We start from the raw sequence: 20,719 nt of genomic DNA, 5'->3' as shown, positions 1-20,719 counted from the left end.
AAATTATCTAATTTAATCAGTGCTTCTCTTGATTTTTGAAAAAGATTAGCCATTGTTATTTCTTGTGGTGATAAATTGTGCTTTTTAGACCAACTCTCCAGAAAACTTTTACTTCTCTTAATAACTTCGTTTTTCCAAGGCTCTATTTGTTCTTCTAATAGAAGGTCATGAATATTATCTGCAACTTTTTCATAGTTGCCAATACGCACCATTTTTAAGGTAGAATTTTGCTTTTTAATTCTTTCTAAAGCATTATCTAAGGCAACATGAGTTTGTGAAGTAAGTAAAATTCTTGCTTGAGGATTAGCTTGGATAGTTTGTAAAATCACTTCAGTAATAAATGTCGTTTTCCCAGTGCCAGGAGAACCTTCTACGACTAAAAAATCTTGTGTTACAAGTGCTGCTTCAACTGTCTCTTCTTGAGACTTGTTAAGGCTTTGAATAAACTTAATATTCTCTTCGTTAGTAGGTGTTTTAACTTCTTGAGGTGTAATTAATAAAGAACGAATATCTGAACGAGCAGCACGATCATATTTAATTGCCTCTAAAGCATTTTTCTGTTGCTTTAAAGCATATTCGGCAGCACGATTATCAAAACGTAACTCCCCAGATTTAGGTAATCTTTCCGGATCACCATAATTAATGTAAAGAGTTAATTTATCTTCTTTTACTTCTTCTACATTTCCACTTAATAAAGTACGGTTATTGACAATAACATGGCGTGGTTGTTCAACAAGATTTTCATCAGGAATTGAAGCTAAAGTAAAAATAGCTCGATTTTCTTGGCGAGTGACTTCGATATAGTTAAGCGGTGGTTGATGTTCTTTTTCCCAGTCTGTTTTTGCTCTAAGGATATTTTCCCAATTTCTAAATAATCTTTGTTTTTCTTCTTCAGCCTGTTTTTGTCTAATTTCTGATTCATATTCTTCGATCAATAATTTAAGATTGCTAATAACTGTTTTATCTTCAAGTCTATTTGAAGAATTACCAAATTTAAAATCATAGGGTGGATGCCAATAACGATTACGATTTTCTTCAAGTATAGAACTAGAAAGATTCATTACATTGAGAATAACTAATTTCTCTTGATCTCGCTCATCGATTTTGACATGATAGCTGTAATCACTTCCAAATATTTTATATTGATTCTCTTCATATTTATCTTCCCTATCTACTGGAGTACGTTTTTCAAAACGACACATCGCGCATCCACTATTCAAATCTTGAAGAATAATTTTTTCAATCTCATTGTTAGAATCTGCTTCTAATTCATCAGCAATCCTATCTATCCTTGAAGGTAATTTTAAGTAACAACTACCTTGTTTAGCTTGGTATTCTTTTTGTCTTTTTTCTTGAATTGCTTGAATTTCTACTAATAAAACTTCAGCATTATGTTGACGTTCGGAAGGTTCAAAAGATACAGAACGCTCAATTATTGCAATAATTGCAGGTGATGCGTCAAACTGTTTTATTGCTTGCTTGATGGTATCATAATTAGTCAGTTCTACCTCAGTTAAACATTTGAGGATTAATACACCAAAGCTAAAAACATCACGAGTATAGGTATAAGAACCATCATCTTCTTCTGGAGGACAATAAGGACGAGAAACAAATTCTCTCAAAGTAACTGTAGGCTGTAACCATCCTTTCAATTTAGAAATTCCAAAGTCAGCTAGTTTGATAATTCCTTCAGCATTAATTAATATATTGTTAGGCTTAATATCACGATGAATACATTCTCTATTATGAGAAAAAGCTAAGGCTTCTAATAAGGGTAATCCAACTCTTTCCCAAAATTCATCCCATCCTGCTAATGGTGATTCTTTTAAGCTTGTGGCTAAGTTGGTTTCCATCCATTCAAGCACAAGGAAATTATGCCCTGTTTCTTCATCTACTCCTGAGTCAATCAATTGAACAATTCCAGGATGCTTTAACTCTTTAAGAGCAGAAACTTCGCGTCTAAAAGATTCATCTGTAATTTCTTGTTCAATCTGTCCATTTTCAAATATTTTTACCGCCACTAGATTATCATTTATGTCTCTTGCTTTATAAACTTTAGCCATACCTCCTGATTTTGGATTAGGCATTAAGGTGTATATTCCATTGAGTAGGCGAGCTTTCATAATTTTGGAATTTATAGAATTTTTAGGATTTATGACTTAAATTATACCCAAACAATTAAGAATGTTCGACACATCCATATCCTTTGACTCTGACAATATGTATTTTTATGTACTTTTTTTCTGGATCTTCTGCCCTTGATATGCAAAAAATATAGGTTCTAATTTAGTATCACTCCCCCAATGGGGGATTTTTTAGGGCAGTGAGCGAAGACTACGACTATGACCACGCCCAACTACAATGCCCTGCTACAAAGCTTTTGGACACCACCTCGTACACCTATTACAGAATATTCCAACTCAAATAACCATCCTAATGAACCAACAGATATTACTGAATTTATTGGTGAAGATTTACTCTGGCAACAGACTATCCCTGCCAAAGAACCTAATCTGAAAAATATCCCTAATGACCTGCCAAATAAATTAATTAAAGCACTTCAATCATTAGGAATCACCCAACTTTACTCTCACCAACTTCAAGCATTACAAGCAATTAGACAAGGTAAAAGTTTAATCCTCACCTCTCCCACAGCCAGTGGTAAAACTCTCAGCACATACCCCGCCATTCTGGAAGGTTGTATAAATCAAGAACATCGAGCATTAGCATTTTATGGACTACGAGCATTGGCGCTAGACCAGTTCCACAAAATTTATGAACTACTCTCTACCATACCAACACAATCCAGACCTATACTGGCAATGATCACTGGAGATGTCAAATCAGAAAAACGAGAACAAATCCTCAAGAGTGAACCGCATATTTTAGGTGTCACTCCAGAATTAATCCACTTTCAACTCAAGCAAGCCTGGAAATCCGCGCATTGGGCAAACTTTTATCAGCGATTGCGCTACATATTAATTGACGAAGCTCACACCCTCTCAGGTAGCTATGGCGCAAATATGTCCTGGTTGATTCGTCGCATTAAACTAGCAGTAGATCATTACGGTGGTGACTCCAAGAAACTGCAATTTATCTTCCTCAGCGCCACTTGTGGTAATCCTAAACAACTGGCTCTGAAAATCTCTGGTTTGAAACCAACTAAACTCAACCCCAAACCCCTAATTTGGATTCGCAAAAGTGGAGCAGCTTCACCGTCTAGACAAATAATAATCACTCAGCCCAGTTACAATTTGACTGGTGATACTGCTCGGATTATTCAATTTTTGCTCAATCAAGGTAAATCAGGTATCGCCTTTTGTAACTCCCGTCGCAGTGTGCGGGAACTAACAGAATTACTCAAATCAAACCAAGTAGCCGCTTTCTACAGTGGCATTACCTCTGAGCGTCGGGCAGAAGTAGTTGACCAACTCCAGTCTGGCACAATCAAGTGGATTATTGCCACAGAAGCATTAGAAGCTGGAATTGACCTACCAGAATTAGAATGTTGCATTTTGCGTGGCTGGCCTGGTTCCAAAATGGCATACCAGCAACGCAGTGGCCGCGCCGGACGTTCACAACCTGGACTGACAGTGCTGCTTCCCAATGCTCTTAATCCCATTGACTGCTATGTAGCAGAACATCCAGAAATGCTGGTATCGCCAGAAGCTGAGGAAGTATTCTTTAATGACGAATATCCCATCTTTGCTGCCAAACATTTGATGTGTGCAGCCGCAGAAACTGGTATTCCTACTAATAAAATCAAGCACTACTTTGGCACAGCAGCTTACGAGGTAGCAAAACTCCTCTTAGCCCAAGGGCATCTAAATAAAGGTCGTAATGGACTGTGGGCAAAAGGCTATCCCCATAAAGATGTGAACTTTCGGGGTGGTTTATCCCAAACTACCATCAAGCTAGTAGATGCAGAATCTGGGGAAGAACTAGAGGAAATCTCAGAGGATATTGCTCACCGAGAAGTCCATCCCCAAGCCATCTACAAACGACAAGATACCAATGGACGAATGCTGACTTATCAGTGCATCTCCCTTGACTTGAACAGCAAGCAAGCAATTTTAAAACAGACAGCAGATAGCTCACTGTTTACAGTTGCAGTTACAGAATCAGAAACCAGTAGCCTAACAGTGCTGACAGATCCGGTGAAGTTACCATTGCTGTTTTCTCAAGTCAGTGATGTTGATGACTGTCAGGAATTCTTAACTCTGGAACTTAGTTTTGGTGAGGTTAAGCACATTACCAGTGGTTACAGTTTAATGACCCAAATCTATGAGCAGACTTGTTTGAACAAGCGGTGTCTTAACTACAAAGAGCCGCTACCTAAAGAACGTCGTTGTCCGCTTTGTAGCAAACTCACACGCAAAGCTGTAATTGTGAAAATTCTGTCAGAAGAAAAGTTTGAGCAGTCTTTCCGTACTCAATTTTCAGCACCAATGGTCAAAGTAGCGATTAACTCAATTGCGCGAGAATATCTCCAGCACAATGCCTTGGAAACTAGAACCAATTTAACCCGCAGTGGAGAACCGATTCCACCAGGCTATCAACAGTTGTGGGAATATTCCAGTACCTTGATTGCTATCCACAGCTTTGGGCATCAAATTATGAGAGCGTTACAACTGGTGGCTAGAGTTGACCCAAAACAGGTAAATTTTACAGTAGTGAAGGAGTTAGGGGAAAATAACAATTACACAGGCTATTTCTATGATACCAGTGATGGTGGTAATGGTGCGGCTGAGGCTGTGTTTAAACATTTGCCAAAACTTGCTAGTGCTGCTAAAGCGATCGCACTAGATTGCAATTGCGATACTGGCTGTGCCAAGTGCCTAATTCAACATGGTTGCCCAGATGGAAATACTGCTTTATTGAAGCAAATGGGATTACTGTTGTTAGATGCGATCGCCTCCTTCAGGGCGTAGCTCTACACTTGATGTTTGACACGAGCATCGTCGTAGACATCGCGGAGCGTCTCCAAGAGTTGGCTTTGGCGTACCCTTACTCAAAAGCTTGCTACGCGTAGCGTCTCTAAGAGTTGCAATCGCTTGCAGCTTAATTTTACAGGTATCTAGAATTAGCGCGATGTCTACAACGGGTGTAGCTGAAGCACTCCCACACTTGAGCAGTCCGCTTTACCCAATCTATGAGGTGCCGCAGCTACGCCCAGAGCAGGCATCGCTATAATAAAACCAGTATCACGCTCGGAAAACTCACAATGTCCATTACACTTGATCTGCCACCGAAAGTTGAGGCGCTGCTGCGACAGCGTGCCCAAAGTACTGGACAAGATATTTCGCAAATGGCGCTAGCGGTGCTGACTTTAGGACTGAGTTTGGACGATCAAGATTTTTTTGAGGCTTTAAAGGGAATCCAACGTGGGCTTGATGATTTTGAGCAAGGACAATTTTCGAGTTTAGAGGACTTCATTGCTGAACAAAATCAGAAATATGGATTGTCTCTTGAAGCATGACGTACCGCATTGATTTCTCTAGCATTGCGAAAGCCGAAGCGGATGCTGCATTCTTAAGTTTTTCTCAGTTTACCACAGACGAACGCGCCCAACTCTGGTATCAAGGGCTGATTAAAGCAATCGTCTCTCTGCAAGAAATGCCTCGGCGCTGTCCAATCGCTCGAGAGGATGCCTTCTTTAGTCAAGAAATTCGTCAGCTTCTTTACGGGCAAGGAAAGCAAACCTATCGTATTCTATTTACGGTTCTTGAAGATCAGCCTGTTCCCACGGTGAGAATTCTCCATATTCGTCATGGCGCACAGAAGACAATTGGTGAGCCAGAAGTAGAGGATTGATCGTATTGACATTCCATCCACAATATCTTCCTCAAGATATGGAGTGTAGGCGTAGCCTGATGGTGACGGGGCTACACCTACACTCATGAGCGCAAACCACGTTGCAGAGCGATCGCCTTTCGCAGAAAAACAACATTTGTAACAAATAAAGAAGTAATGAGAGCAATAAAAATAAAACAGAGCGATGGCAACTCTTAGAGACGCTACGCGTAACTTGCTTCCACGAAGTGGTACGCCAAAGCCTTTGGCTAACGCTAATTGTTGCTCTAATAGACTGAATAATATCCAAAGTGACAATACAATACTGCTTCAGATTTAGTGCAGTAATTTTACAGTTATTATTAGATGTGCTTGATTTACCTTATATTAGCCGTATTATCGCTGAGTGCATAGCAATCAACCGCCGAACAATCTTATCGATCTCTAAATCTAATATGCTGTAATCAATGACTGCCTGACGAATAAGTGTATGTCCTTGATTGACAGCTAATTTTTGTATCTTGGCTGTACGTCTAATTAATTTGCAGCTTACCGCTGCATTGGAGAGATGTTATGTTTTCTCCATCATGCCAGTAATTAATCTTGCCGATATTCAACAAATTACTAAAACACAACAACAAGTTCTATTCCCCAGTCAAAAATATCATCCTAATCGCTCTGCCTTTGACTCTATAGTTGCAGATAACTTCTCTTTGGTGATGAGACAACTATTTTTAGGACTGACTGTAGAACCTTTATTACATACCTATCCTCAAATTGCTCTGTGGGTTTCTCAAATACAGGAACTTGCACCGGAAATTTTTCAATCTCGGAAAAAGTTATTAGTCGATAATCCAGTTATTGCACCTCTTGTAATTAATGACGATAAGCACTTTATTCAAGTATTAACAAATATAGCATTTAAGCAAGGTATTCCCAGGCTTTATGAATGGGCTATACGCCATCCATATTTAAGCTGGCAAGACCGGGTAAAGTTGTGGACTACGGCTAGACAATACTCAGTTACTCCTAACCAAATACAACTTGTAGTTTTAGCATTACATCCTGTTAAACCAGCCCAAAAATTAAATGTACGCTGGAATAAAAAGGATCATATGCAGACTGAAAAATGGTTAATTAAACTACTGACTCAATCTCCAAATAACAAATCACAATCAAATATAGGTATTCATGAGTTATCGTCAATGATCAATTTAGAAGCTATTCCAGAAGTCAAGATTTAAGAGGCTAATGCCTCTGCCATTGGCGTTTATTACAGATAACACCAATGGTACTCAAATCAACTTTTGAACATGGATGGCTATTATCAAAACTACTGAAATTAGATGATGAATATCAAGGTAGGTGGGAGCAATGGCGATGGACAATGGAAACTGGAGAACTGCCTAAAGAAATACCACAAACTGAGTTTTTAGACTTAGGACATCCTCAAGTTTTACAGATGCTCTCAAGCTGTCTGCAATCTATTCCTAAAGCTGGATGCGGCAGTCCTTCTAGATTTATTCCCTATTTCACTGATTGGTTACTTTATGCTCTAGGGCATCCCAGCATTGCTAAATTGCCTCATGAGCCAGAGGGATGTAACGGTGCGAGTAATCGTCTTATTCAAGAACTAGAACTGAAGCTTTTGATTTCTTGTCCCTTCGATTACTTCGGTCATTTGTTGGCTGCTAATCGTTACGGACAATCAAGAACTAAATTCTATCCTACTCCTACTTGGACAGCCAGGACAATGGCTATTGCAGCAGTTGACAGTTCTGCTGCAATAGCACCATTTCATATATATGAACCAGCACTTGGTACAGGACGATTAGCATTGGAAATGTCCAATTATGCCATCAGTTTAACAGGCTGGGAGTGGGATTCACTACTAATAAAAATAGCAAGTTTAAACTTCATGCTTTATGCTCCTTACTTGGCATTGTCTATTCCTAGTTTGGGTGGAGATTTAGTCATCGGAGACACCCTTACTGGCAAGGGTATTTCTTTTATCCGACCAAATTTTAAATATGAAACTCCCGCATCAACACCTAAACCGAAGCTAAATAATAGTTTGCTGATTAATGGTATTAAATATGAAAATACTAAAGCAGAAAATATGTTGCAAGGAAGTTTATTTTGATGAAAATTAAAATTACTGAGTGGCAACAACTATTTCAAAATTGTGTCAGTAATCCTCCTCTGCCAATTTCCTTGCCTACTGTAGCACTTACCAATCCTCCCTATTGCAAAATTAATCTCACTTCCGATTCAGAACTAGCCCGATTTGAGATGGCTTATAAATGGATAAAACACGAAGATGGAAGCTACGTGATTACATCCAAGTTAAAAAACCAAGCAGAACAAGAGTGCTTATTTGTAGAACAGTGTTTAAATCAATTGCAACCTGGTGAAATAGTCTGTATCTTGGTGTCCAATGGAATTCTGTCTTCATCTAACCAAGCACACTTTCGCCGATGGCTATTAGAAGACATGGCTTTGCTAATTGCTTCCATTCAGTTACCTACAGAGAACTTTCAGGTAGAATGTGGATTGGGAATTATCACCAGCTTTTTAATTCTTCAGCGCAAAGGTGGGGATTTGCCAATACCAGAAGACTACTCAATCTTTATGGCAGTTGCAGATAAAATTGGTTTTGATAGTCGAGGTCGTCGTCTCTTTCGTTCAAGTACAAATGGGCAACAAACCCAAGAAATTGATAGTGATTTACCGCTAATTATGGAAGAATTTAAAAAGTTTATGACAGAAGTTTGGCAAAATCATATTTACCTAAAGTAATTCAGGACTTATATCAAGCCGGGTACGCAGCAACCGCTCGTTAAGCATGAAAGAAAGCACTTCCCCCTGCTTTAAGAGCCTCCCTCTGCGGTCTTAATGATAAGTCTTTCACCGAACATGAGATTACAGGGGAGTTACAGGAGTGCCTTGCTCCACGAGGAGCTTTAACAATATTTTGTCAAAATTTAATGCAATCCTGGTGTTTGATAAACTCGCCTAGTAAAATTGTCCAAAACATCAGGTTCGCTACTACTAGACTCCTGTGCTGTTGCTACATCTTCTTCTGGTAATGGCAACATCCGCGCTGCTGACTCAATTCGTTCATGTAATGCTTGTGTTAGCGTTTTAATATCAGGAATTGTCACCTGACTTGACAATGCAGGTTTAACTTGTGTGTCCCAAAGAGCCTCACTATCATGCGCCCGTTTTTCATCCGCTTTGGACACTGGAATAATTAAAGGATAGGGAATAGAAGCTTGTCCCTCTGAACTATAACCAGGACTGGTAATTACGCACTTGCCTTGAGGAAATTTCAAAATTTCGTCAGCACTGATAACAGGCATTTTTTGCAAATTCTCACTCCAGCTAATTGAACGGCTCATTTGTCCGCCAAGCGATCGCCCTGTGGTACGATTTTTAATCAGCACTTCCTTCTCACCGTAGCGCTTTGAGTAATCCTCAGCCGTTTTGTAATTACCAGGATTAAACAAAACATGGGTACTACAAGCTGATGCGATCGCACTCCCCATCTTATCCCCATAAATATCGTAAAGTTGCTCTAAACTTTGGATACCTAGAATAAAGCAGGCACCATTGGAACGATATTCATTAATCCACTGAGGTAGGCGGTCTAGTTTTATAGATGGCAATTCATCCAAAGAAATAATCAACGGGTCTTTGCGGGGACGGCTCAAATTACCAACAATCATCAAGTGCATTGCAGCCGCCAGCAGAGGCCCAACCACACTGCGGCGTTCATCATCTAGCTTGAACACCACCATCTCTCTACCTTCAAGCTTAGTGGGAATGTCCGATTTCCCCATAAATGCCCTCAGCAAATCAGCTTGGATGAAAGATGAGAAAGTACCTGCGGCTGTGGTCAAAATCCCCGAAATAGTCTTCTCTGCATCCTTAGCACTCAAAAATTGAATAAACGAAGTCGCCACCCATTCATCCAACCTTTTGGACTGTACCGCATGGTCAAGACGCTGTACCAGTTTTGGCAACCGCAGCACAGCATAAAGCATCGCCATATCTGGGTAAGGAGAACCCTTGACTAACTGTAAAAGTGCTTTAGCTAACAAGTCCCCGGCTTTAGCAAAAAACTCATCACTTTTACCACCACTGGAAGCATTGCGGTTAATCACTTGTCCAATTTCCCCCGCCATTACCCCATCGCGTGCATCACGCATATAATCTAAAGGATTGATCACACCGCTAAAGGGTTCACCGGGGGCAAATACTCGTACTTTATAGCCATAACGTGCAGCTAGGGGTGCATGGAGTCGTAGTTGGTCGCCCTTCTTGTCGTAGAGTAAAATCGGAAAACCTTGCTGCATCGCACTTTCTAACATCCGGTCTATGGTAGAGTAGGTTTTACCAGACCCAGGCGCACCTATTACCAGTGTTCCCCTTTCGGCATTGGGAAACCAAACTGTAGGTGCAGCACCAAGCATAGTTTGTATGTTAGCCAGCAACCCCCGCCATTTACCTTTTACCCAATAGCGAGGAGTTCCAGACCACAGGGTAACTTTATTGTGTTTATGCTCCTTGATTTGCTTGAGTGCTAGATTAGTTGCTGCTAATTTCTCGCTGACACCGCAGACTTTACCAGTGGTAATTTTGCCTTTACCAGTACCACTGATTTGCAACAACAGTATAACTAACATTATTCCACCTATCATCATCCAACCTTGGGGATTGTTATACTGTTGAAACAACTTGCCAAAGTCAATGCTAGCCAGAGGTGCTTGGAAGGATGAGACTTCAATTAATCTTGAGTTAGCAGTGATCTGGTTGTCTGGTAGATTTTTGTGGTAAAGGTTCATAGCCGTTAAGTATGGATTTAACAGAAATTTTAGCTGCCAAGTTAAAGCTAGGGGATTGACCTTCTGGACATTTTTTTAGAGAGGGAAGAGAAGCTTTTTAAATATTTTTTCTGCCTGAGTTTGAATAAAGAGGATAAAATTTGATATGTTACTTGAACTCAACTAACTAATTGTTAGAGCAGGTCATCAGTTGTTGATTAAAGATATTTCCTGTCCGGCATACAAACGTATTTTGGCAGAATTGGGAGACAATCAATCGCAGTTATAGGATAGGTTACAGTCAAGGGGTGCTGTAAATAATGGCTCCATTACCAGAGCCTGAAGTAGCTAAAGTTATTACTGCTCAGACTAAATATCTCTATTAGCGTAACTATGTATAATCCACCAAATCTGATATATATATCTTCTTCAGTGCTACACCAAATAGACCAGGCTATCCCGATAGATAATATTGAATATGGAGGTGCATTACTTGGACCGGAAGAAGAAACAATTATTGACAGCTTTATATTAGATAAACATGCTAGAACAGATCATAATACTTACACTCCCTCACCGGAGTTATATGCAGAAATTCGAGATGCGGAATTCAAAGGTATTATTCACTCACATCCTCAAGGTTCATCACGTCTTTCTAATACAGATGAATATAGTATGGAAGAATGCCTGAGGCAGAATCGCCATATGAGCTATTTGATTGCCATCATCATTACCAAATATGATTCTTGGTCGCAGTTACAAGGCCACGAACTGCTATTGAGTGAAGAAAAAAAGATTTCCTGCTACATCTTCTATTTTTACGGAAACGGAGTAAGGTCAAAAACTATTAGTGTGCAAGAATCAATATGAATATTTGATGTTTATATATTATTAGAGTATTTCAATAAAAAAATAATCCATAGACACAAAAGATTTCAACAAACCATTTTTTTAAGTTTGGTAAAGCGAGCAACTAAGTTTTGAGGCTAACGCCTCATGCGTTGGGCAATCATATTTATGTAGTCCAATGGTTAAATCTAGGGTTTCAAACAACTCTAATCGCTCCAATCAATCTACTGCCAAAACTGCTGCTTCTAATCCCAAAGCTAATACTAAAGCTCAAGCAGCTAAATCTAAAGCTCCTAACACTCAATTGTCAGACCTTGATATTGACGATATTGACCCAGAACTTCTCAGCGATAGTTATAACCAAGTTAGACGACCGTTACTGCCTTACGGCATTGTCGTTAATGACAAACCCGCCGGACTTCTGATTCCAGAAGATCAGCTAGAAAAGGCTGGCTGGCTTGATATGCCACAGGAGGACGACCTAACTATTGTCACCCTAACTGAAGATGTTACTGGACTCTTAATTACTCAAGCACGGTTACTAGTTTTAGCTTTTGTACCAGAATATATTCGTTATAAGTCAGATGTTGAAGATTGTGGTGGTTCTTTTGTTGGGCTTTATGATGAATACAAACATAACCTTGACAAGAAAACAATGGATGTGTGTTCAGAACATGCACTGATGTTTCTGGATGAGGATAATCAACCCCTGCATACTACTCCTGTCGTTGTCCGCTTTAAGAATGTAGCTCTCTGGAGTTTTAAGTCGGTGCGTGAGGAATTTTACCGTTCTTTGGAGAAAACCTTTGCTGACTATTTCCAAGTGCCATTTAGCGGTAAAAACGATAGGTGGCGTAGCTTAGGTGTGCTGGAAGTCGAGTTCAAAGCTGTCAAAGAGGGCGAAGGTAAGAATAAACACGACTGTTGTAAGACTATAGATTATACCAAACCCACCGTTGAAAATCTGTCTCAATTTTATTTGGGTCAGCCCACAGCTAAAGCCCTCATTTGGCAACAACATGATGCGATCGCTGGTTTTAATGAACCTCAATCCCTACCTGCTTTACCGGGAGAATCGGTATCTGTAGACGTGGAAGTATTGCCACCAAATAAGAATAGGAACAAAACTCAAAGCGTTCGTAAATCCAAACCAGCGACCAAGCCACCTCGCAAAATTCAACTTATTGACGATGACGACTTCCTCGATGAAACCGATGATTTGGAAGCTGAGTTAGACGATGATGATTTTGAGGAGGAAGACGATGAACTAGATGATGAGGAATAGTCCAATACAACTATAGCGTCTGTGCTGGTAAACTAATCACCACTCAATACGGTTCGGATCAGGTTGATAATTGACATTATTCTCAAAACTGGAACGTAATAATCAACCTTTTAGGATTCTAAAAATTGAGATTTTTGCTTAACCGAACCGTATTGACACATCACTGACCTAGATACCGATTTAATGGGAATTTCCGAGAAGTTAGGACTAGTACTACAGTTGTAAATAAGTTAGGTAAGACCAACCCTTTCAAGGTGACTCGAAAAATTTCTTTTTTCTTTCTGTGCCACGGACACTTTGCTCAAGTCGGGAAACCCGCCCACGCAAGTGTCCTCCTCTGTGCATCTGTGGGTTAAAAGTAATTTATCTAACTATAGATATGTAGATAACACAGAGGTAAGAGATCAAAAAGGCATTTTTTGACCAACATTTTTAACTACCTTGAAAAGGCTATTACGCATTGACAAATTAGGCAATTTGTAGTGTTAGGAAAAAATTAACTTAGGACACCATCGTTGCTTTGCGAACGGGCGATCGCCTTTGGAGGAAAAACTTTTTGGTTTATTGATATTACCTTGTTTGAGGATTACTTAATCAATTTTCTAGAATAAAGTTAAGATATACATCTTATCGATTTGGAATAGGGCGTAATCACAAGAATAACAAAGACCATTTACTAAGCAAAGTCTGCCAATTCCCTCGTAATTTTGGGAAAGGAGATAGCAATTGACGACAGTAGTGTTTGTTCACGGAACTGGGGTGCGGGAACCAGGCTATACTGAAACCTTTGAGCAAATTAAACGAGAACTTCATGAGCAACGCCCGGACTTAAATGTAACACGCTGCTTTTGGGGGGAACTTTTAGGAACGAAATTGAATGCTGAGGGTGCTTCGATACCCTTGTACGACACAGCGCGAGGAACTAGTGACGTAGAGGAAGAAGACTACGAAATTGCACTATGGGGGCTACTCTACCAAGACCCCCTTTATGAGTTGCGATTGCTCTGTTTGGGAGACAAGAAGAAGACAGACTTTATCCCTGGAGAGGTAAAACCCGGTGATGAGTTGCACGAGCAAGTACGTAATTTGACTGTTGAGCCACCATTACAAGCCAAACTAGAGCAAGCAGGAATTGCTGAGGTGTTTAATGAAGCACGGCGATCAGTGATGGACTCGGCTCCATACCGTGAAGCATTGCGGAATGCACCTCAAACACTAAGTCCCTACCGAACTGCGGTTGCAAGGGCAATCATAGCGCAAGCTATATTCCTGTGCGAAGTTCAACAAACGCCAACCATTATTCTTGCAGATGCAGCATTGCGAGACGAACTCGTCTTTCTTCTGATCGGTGAATTTGGTGATGCCGATCGCTCTATTGGCAACTGGTTGTTAAACCCTTTGAAGGGATTAGCAGCGAACCTAAGTACGATGTACATAAAGCGAAAGCGAGGCGCAATTTCAGATGCCGCTTACCCGTTCCCAGGTGATATCCTGCTTTACCAGGGACGTGGTGAATCAATTCGGAACTTCATATGCGATTGTATCCAGCAGGCTGAGCCACCTGTTGTCTTACTGACCCATAGCTTAGGAGGAATAGCTTGCGTTGATTTATTAATTTTGAAACCGCAGCCAAAAGTGAAACTGTTGATAACGGTTGGTTCACAAGCACCTTATTTATACGAAATTAATGCTTTGCACAGTTTACCTTATGCTGAACCGTTACCACGCCATCCCGATTTTCCCCATTGGTTGAATATCTACGACTTACGCGATTTTCTCAGTTATGTCGGTGCTGGCGTATTCCCTAATAGAGTGGATGATGTGCTAGTTGATAACAGACAGCCTTTCCCACAATCGCACGGTGCTTACTGGACTAATCAGGCTACTTGGAAAGCAATTATACCGAGGATACCATGAGAAAAATCAATCAGGTAAAGCCAGAGCGCACCTATGCTTTAGTGGTGGGGATAGAAAAATACGACACGGGTTCCCACTCGGATTTGGATGGACCAGTGAGGGATGCTCTAGGGTTTGTCAAATGGCTTCGCGAACAAACTGTGCCACTTGAAAACATCTTGCTATTCTTGTCACCACTGGACAAAAACAGACATTTGTTAGAGGAAATAAAGTCTTCTGTAAAGCCAGCCAATCGTGACGAGATCAATCGCGCAATCACAAATACTCTGCGTCAAAAAAGTGGAGATTTGCTGTTCATATTTTGGGGAGGACACGGGATTGTCACTACAACCAATACAGAGAGCCGTCGGCTGTTCTTTGCCAATGCCCCACTTAACTTAGATATCGACTCTTTGTTAACATTTCTGCGTTCAGACTATTTTGAGTCAGGATTTGGACGACAAATCTTTTTTGTAGATGCTTGTGCAGAGGATGTTGAAGACCCAGGACGGTTGCCTGGTGCGGAAAGCTTTTCTAACAGTGCATTACCTGTTAGATATCGTGAGCAGTTTGTAGTTTTTGCTACTAAAGCAGGAGGGGTTGCTAGAAACATTACAGCTAGACAGACAGGTTTATTCTCTGAAGTGTTGAGGGAGGAACTGGCAAAAAAGTCCCTGGAAAGTTTGCTGCAAACTATGAACGAGCTGACGCAGCGATTGGAAGAGCGTTTTCAAGCGCTACGGGAACAAGGAAGTGCAAAACAGACACCAATTTATTTCTGGTATCAAGATTGGGAGGGTCGCAAACAGTCAATCGGTGAACCAATTCAATCAAAAGTTCTGCCAGTGGACTTTTTTGCCTACGATGATGCCTGGGTAGGTAGGCAACCACTAATTGATGACTTGAGCTATCGACTACAAAACTCTTGTCGAATTTTAACTCTCGTTGGCATCACGGGTATTGGTAAAACAGCTTTGGCTGAAAGATTGGCAGTAGAGTTGTCAGACTGGTTTGCTGGAGGCCAAAGTAAATTGTGTCGGAAAAATTTTGATCATGAGGAGGGAGCTTCAGACTTTGCCAGCGTCGCAGCCAAATGGCTGGAAGGGTGGGGAGAAATCGTGACACCAGAAGAACGTAAAGAAACGCAAATACTGCTACGTAAGCTTCTACAAAGATTCTGTGAACAGCGCTATCTGGTGCTAATTGATTCTCTAGAAAAAGTACTAACTGGGGACGAAGAGACTGGGTGGGGTAATTTTGTCGATGATTGGTGGACAAGATTTTTTCAAAATGTGTTGTCAGCAGAATCTTGTGCTAGTCGATTTATCATCACATCACAAGATTTGCCAGTTCAGTTAGTGAAAGCCGCTTCTCACTACGAGAATTTTTGGTATCGCCAAGATCTATATGGACTTTCAGAGCCAGAACAGATGGAGTTGTTTGAGAAAATTAAGTTGTGGGTTGAAGAGGAATCAGATAATAACAAGCAACTATTACGAATAGGGAATGCTTACCGTGGACATCCCCTGGCGTTGCGGGCGATTGCGGGAGAAATAATCGGCGATTTTTATGCCAATGTCTTGGCTTACTGGCAAGAATATGGTCAAGAAATTGAAGAAGTAGAAAAGGCGTTACAGGAAGCAAGTCAAGGAAAAGTTGAATCAGCTGAAGATGACTGGAAGTTAGATAGATTTTCGTTTGTGTTACGCAGAAAAGTCAAATCTAGGCTCGACATTACATTCAAACGATTAGTCGAGAATGTGCCTAATGCTTATCTGTTGCTTTGTACAGCTTCAGTATATCGCTGTCCTGTCAAAAAAAGTTGGTGGCTGAAACACCTGCAATATCGAGGCTACGACATTGAGCAGCAGGAGTTAGCACTGCAAGCGTTGCGCGATCGCTTCTTAGTTGAGGTTGCCTTTGATCATAACCATGAGCGTCTTTTAGGACAGCACAATTTAATTCGCAGTGTATCGATATCCCACCGAGAAAAACTTTTTCCCAAATCACCCAATACTAATATCTAGTCAGCATGACACCGAACCTCACGTCATCAGGCGAGTCGATTCTGGCGGAACTTAGCATTGATATCATCAAGCTAGCTGCCACAATTCCACTGGAGAAACTCGACCATTACATAGCAGTACATAACTGGCTTACAGACTATGAGCCTAAGCCAGATGCTACTAATGTAGAGAAAGTGCGAGGTTTGCTGGAAGCGTTTCATCATCTTTGCGAAGTGGAAGCTTGGGAAAAAGCTAGTGATTTACTTCGCCTTCGGCTGAAAACTCCTGATGCTGAAAGATTACAGGAGCAACTGAGAACTTGGGGTTATTATCGTGAACTCATTAACTTATACAACAGACTCTTAGGAAAACTAAATCCTGGGATAGAAAGTCTATGGCTAAATTGTTTGGGAATTGCTTACCAAGCTTTAGGAAATTACGAAAGCGCTATTAATTACTATAAGAAAGCTTTGGGAATTATCGGGACAATTAATAATCGAACACTCGAAGCATCAATCTTAGGAAACTTAGGTAGCACTTACAAGGATAAAGGGCAGTATCAAACAGCTATTGACTACCACCAGAAATGTTTAAAGATTGTCCGCGAAATTGGCAACTTGGCTTTAGAATGTGATGTTCTCGGTAATCTGGGTATTGCTTATGACAATATGGGGCAGTATCCAATGGCTATTGGATATCATCACCAATGTTTAAGTATTGCTGTCGAACAGGGAGATCTGCGGCGGGCTGGCGGGGCTTTAGCTAATCTAGGTTGGATTTATAGTATTACAGGTCAGTATAAAACTGGATTCGATTATAAACAGAAAAGCTTAGTAATTGCTCGTCAGATTGGTAATCGCCCATTAGAAGGAAATTTACTAAATGATTTAGGTATTGATTACAGTGCTTTGCAACAGTATCAAACGGCTATTGACTACTATCAGCAAGCCTTAGAAATTGCTCGTGAAATTGGTGATAGAGCAGGAGAAGGTCGGCGGTTGGTAAATTTGGGCTTTGCTTACTGTTATATAGGGCAGTATAAAACAGCTATTGAGTATCACCAGAAAAGTTGGGAAATAGCCTCTTTTATTGGTAGCAGAAAAAGTGAAGGAGCAGCGCTTGGTGGCCTAGGTGTTGCTCATCACGGCTTAGAAAAATATCAAACTGCAATCGAATACCATCAAGAACATCTGTTTGTTGCCCGTGAGATTAGCGATAAACGAGGAGAAAGTGAAGCTTTGGGAAATTTAAGTATTGCTTATCATTGTTTGGGACAATACGAAACTGCCATAAAATACAATTACCAAGCATTGTTAATTACTAGTGAAATTGGATATAAAGAAAGACAAGCCTGGATATTAGGAAATTTAGCTGAAGGATACCTACAACTATATGACTTCAATCAATCTTATTATTTTTGGATGAAAAGTCTCATAATTTACAACCAAATTCAACTGCCACAAGCTCAAAGAATGGTAAATAACATTCGTTGTTTGAACGAAAAACTTAGTGGCTCAATAAATGAAGTATTATTTGAGCAGCAGTTACAGAAAATCGCAACTGAGTTAGGCGAAGAGGCAGTAAAACTGGTAGTAAATTTATTGGCGATGAGTTGATTTATCATTAGAAAAACCTTAACTAATTTTCTGCGTTATCTGAACGAGAATAACTATTTAAAAAACTGAAAACTAAGGTTTACTCAGATGAAAACTAACTTACTACCACTCGGTGAGTTGATTCTAGCGAAACTTGGTATCGATATCGCCAATCTTGCTGCAACAATTTCGCCCAGAGAACTCGACCATTATATAGCAGTGGAAAATTGGCTAACTGATTACGAACCCAAGTCAGATGCTACCAATATAGAGAAAGTGTCCGGCTACCTGGAAGCCTTTTATCATTTCTGCGAAGCAGAAGCCTTACTAGAAGCGGAAAAAATACTTTCTACTTGCGTGAATTCTCCTACAAGTGAGGAATTACACAATCAATTAGCAACTTGGGGCTACTATTACGACCTAGTAGACCTGTACACCAAAGTTCTAAACCAATTAAACACGAGCCAACTTTCAGGTAAGTTTAGTATCAAATACAACAGATTTATAGAGAAGTTAAGTCCTCGCCGATTTTCAGATGAGTTAAGTCCTCATTTTAATGTTTTAAAGGCTGGTTTTTTACATAATCTGGGCAATATTTATCATGCTTTAGGAAAATATAGTCAAGCTATTGACTGTCATCAGCAGAATTTAGTTATTGCACGGGAATTGCAAGACCTCAGAAAACAAGGAGAGGCTATGGGAGGTCTGGGCAATGTTTATCATTCTTTGGGAAACTATAGCAAAGCAATGAAGTACCATCAGCAACATCTAAATATTACACGGCGGCTGCAACACCGTCGGGGCGAAGGAGCAGCTTTAGGAAATCTGGGCAATGTTTATCATGCTTTGGGAAACTACAGCCAAGCAATTCACTATTATCAGCAAGCCCTAGTTATTGCCAGGGAACTCAAAGACCTCCATGCTGAAGGAGTGTCTGTGGGTCATTTGGGTATCGCTTACTATCCTGTGGGAGATTACGCTAAAGCTCTTGAGTGTTTTCAGCAACGTTTGGCTATTGCACGAGAACTTCAAGATCGGCACGGTGAAGAGGTCGCTTTGGGAAATTTGGGAAGTGTTTATCGTGTCTTGAGAGACTATGACAAAGCAATTGATTACTGTCAGCAAAGCTTAACGATATCACGAGAACTCCAGAATCGCTACGAGGAAGGAAAGATTTTGGGTATTTTGGGATCTACCTACGAGTTGTTAGAAGACTATGCCAAAGCTATGGAGTATCATCATCAGCATTTGGCGATCGCACGCGAAATCCAAGACCAACAAGGGGAGGGGTCAGCTTTGGGAGGTTTAGGAATTGCTTACCATCGCTTGGGAGAGTATCATAAAGCAATTGGTTACTATCAGCAACAGTTGGCTATTACCAAAGAAATTGGCGATCGCCAGGGAGAGGGTACAGCTTTGGGAAATCTTGGCAGTGCTTTCTTCTCTTTGGAAGAGTATAGCAAAGCAATTGAATACCATCAGCAGAGTTTGGCAATAAAGCAGGCGATCTCTGATGTCAAAGGGCAAGAAGCTTCTCTAGAAAATCTGGGGCTTGCTTGCCGTCGCATAGGCGACTTGCACCGTGCCTTTGAATATCATCAACAGCATTTGGCAATTACACAGCAACTCAATGATAACCTGGGAGAAAGTAAGGCTCTGTGTAATTTGGGGAATACTTTGATACAGCTTGAGCAGTATTCAGATGCTCTAGAATGTGTGCAAGCATCACTAGATATTTGTAGAAAAATTGGCAATCGTTATACTCAATTGAGCGCCCTCGCAAGTTTGGCTATCATCTATTACAAATTAAATCGTCATGATTTAGCTGATGACTTTTGTAATCAAGCTTTTGCAATGACAGAAGAATTAAATATAACCGATGAAAGACATGAAAAAAAAATAGACGAGGGAGAAGTGTAGTACATCAAGCACATTAGTTAGCTACCCAAGTACTTGCATCAATGACAATTGCTACAGACTTAGATATACCGCTAGCGAATGAATGCCAAGAACTGATGAGGAGATTGCAAAGTGAGGAAGGGTAAGGTAGGTTCTACTGATGATCGCTAACATAGTGCCAACTGGTGAATTGCTTCTTGCAGAACTGGACATTGATCCATCCAATCTCACAGTACCATCAGGACAACTTGACGATTACATAGCAGTTATCAACTGGCTGACAGACTACGAACCAAATCCGGATGCACCCAATTTAGAAAAGGTGCGTGGCTGTCTAGAAGCCTTTCATCATCTGTGTCAAGTAGAAGCTTGGGTAAAGGCTAGCAACTTACTTTTTACTCGCCTCAATACTATAGAAAAAGAAGAATTACACAATCAATTAAACACTTGGGGTTATTATCATGAACAGTACGATTTGTATACAAAACTTTTAGAACTGCTGGAAGGGGGATTAAAAACTCTTTTTATTAAAGATACTACTAATATTTTTTATAATGAACAAGCTGAAAT

The 20,719-nt window shown here is 40.4% G+C and carries 14 protein-coding genes and 1 pseudogene; 13 read left to right on the top strand and 2 right to left on the bottom strand.

Translation table 11 applies throughout. The features are described 5' to 3' along the window. On the bottom strand, positions 1 to 2,123 hold a 2,123-nt coding region (locus GNE10_RS16110; RefSeq protein ID WP_185566046.1), incomplete at its 3' end, for a protein kinase domain-containing protein. 219 nt (positions 2,124 to 2,342) lie between these two features. Between GNE10_RS16110 and GNE10_RS16105 the strand changes: the two genes are divergently transcribed. From GNE10_RS16105 to GNE10_RS16080, 6 genes are all read left to right on the top strand, one after another. After that, positions 2,343 to 4,931, top strand: coding sequence for a DEAD/DEAH box helicase (locus GNE10_RS16105; protein ID WP_185566045.1), 2,589 nt, complete (start codon positions 2,343 to 2,345; stop codon positions 4,929 to 4,931). 293 nt (positions 4,932 to 5,224) lie between these two features. Next, a complete protein-coding gene (locus GNE10_RS16100; RefSeq protein ID WP_185566044.1) occupies positions 5,225 to 5,479 on the top strand; it encodes a hypothetical protein in 255 nt (84 codons plus the stop codon). Then, on the top strand, positions 5,476 to 5,814 hold the full coding sequence (locus GNE10_RS16095) for a type II toxin-antitoxin system RelE/ParE family toxin (protein ID WP_094344623.1): 339 nt from the start codon (positions 5,476 to 5,478) through the stop codon (positions 5,812 to 5,814). Before GNE10_RS16100 ends, GNE10_RS16095 begins: the two co-directional genes overlap by 4 nt. 479 nt (positions 5,815 to 6,293) lie before the next feature. Continuing rightward, positions 6,294 to 7,037, top strand: coding sequence for a hypothetical protein (locus GNE10_RS16090; RefSeq protein ID WP_260446903.1), 744 nt, complete (start codon positions 6,294 to 6,296; stop codon positions 7,035 to 7,037). Positions 7,038 to 7,081: 44 nt separating this feature from the next. After that, on the top strand, positions 7,082 to 7,936 hold the full coding sequence (locus tag GNE10_RS16085) for a hypothetical protein (protein ID WP_185566043.1): 855 nt from the start codon (positions 7,082 to 7,084) through the stop codon (positions 7,934 to 7,936). After that, the gene (locus GNE10_RS16080; protein WP_185566042.1) at positions 7,936 to 8,592 is read left to right on the top strand and encodes an N-6 DNA methylase; all 657 of its coding nucleotides are present in this window, start codon (positions 7,936 to 7,938) and stop codon (positions 8,590 to 8,592) included. The genes GNE10_RS16085 and GNE10_RS16080 overlap by 1 nt, the downstream gene beginning before the upstream one ends. 185 nt (positions 8,593 to 8,777) lie before the next feature. On the opposite strand, the gene GNE10_RS16075 is transcribed toward GNE10_RS16080, so the two are convergent. Beyond that, positions 8,778 to 10,640 carry a type IV secretory system conjugative DNA transfer family protein gene (locus GNE10_RS16075; RefSeq protein ID WP_185566041.1) on the bottom strand — a complete coding sequence of 621 codons (1,863 nt, stop codon included), beginning with the start codon at positions 10,638 to 10,640 and terminating at the stop codon, positions 8,778 to 8,780. Between the two features lie 372 nt (positions 10,641 to 11,012). Between GNE10_RS16075 and GNE10_RS16070 the strand changes: the two genes are divergently transcribed. The 7 genes and pseudogenes from GNE10_RS16070 to GNE10_RS16040 form a co-directional block, all read left to right on the top strand. Continuing rightward, the gene (locus tag GNE10_RS16070; protein WP_185566040.1) at positions 11,013 to 11,489 is read left to right on the top strand and encodes a Mov34/MPN/PAD-1 family protein; all 477 of its coding nucleotides are present in this window, start codon (positions 11,013 to 11,015) and stop codon (positions 11,487 to 11,489) included. Positions 11,490 to 11,646: 157 nt separating this feature from the next. Continuing rightward, positions 11,647 to 12,753, top strand: coding sequence for a DUF5895 domain-containing protein (locus GNE10_RS16065; protein WP_185566039.1), 1,107 nt, complete (start codon positions 11,647 to 11,649; stop codon positions 12,751 to 12,753). A gap of 726 nt (positions 12,754 to 13,479) precedes the next feature. Next, a complete protein-coding gene (locus GNE10_RS16060) occupies positions 13,480 to 14,670 on the top strand; it encodes a hypothetical protein (protein ID WP_185566038.1) in 1,191 nt (396 codons plus the stop codon). Then, positions 14,667 to 16,676 (top strand): caspase family protein, encoded by a 2,010-nt coding sequence (locus GNE10_RS16055; protein ID WP_185566037.1) that lies wholly within the window; start codon positions 14,667 to 14,669, stop codon positions 16,674 to 16,676. The genes GNE10_RS16060 and GNE10_RS16055 overlap by 4 nt, the downstream gene beginning before the upstream one ends. Before the next feature lie 5 nt (positions 16,677 to 16,681). After that, positions 16,682 to 18,271, top strand: a complete 1,590-nt coding sequence (locus GNE10_RS16050; RefSeq protein ID WP_185566036.1) for a tetratricopeptide repeat protein — start codon at positions 16,682 to 16,684, stop codon at positions 18,269 to 18,271. An 87-nt stretch (positions 18,272 to 18,358) separates the two neighbouring features. Continuing rightward, entirely contained in the window at positions 18,359 to 20,170 is a 1,812-nt protein-coding gene (locus GNE10_RS16045; protein WP_185566035.1) for a tetratricopeptide repeat protein, read from the top strand. 139 nt (positions 20,171 to 20,309) lie between these two features. Then, positions 20,310 to 20,719, top strand: a pseudogene (locus GNE10_RS16040) (hypothetical protein); the annotation flags it as partial.

The organism is Nostoc sp. 2RC (assembly GCF_014222165.1).
Classification (GTDB): Bacteria; Cyanobacteriota; Cyanobacteriia; order Cyanobacteriales; family Nostocaceae; genus Nostoc; species Nostoc linckia.
Note: the sequence above shows the minus strand (reverse complement) of the source record. Positions and strands in the feature narration are given on the sequence as shown.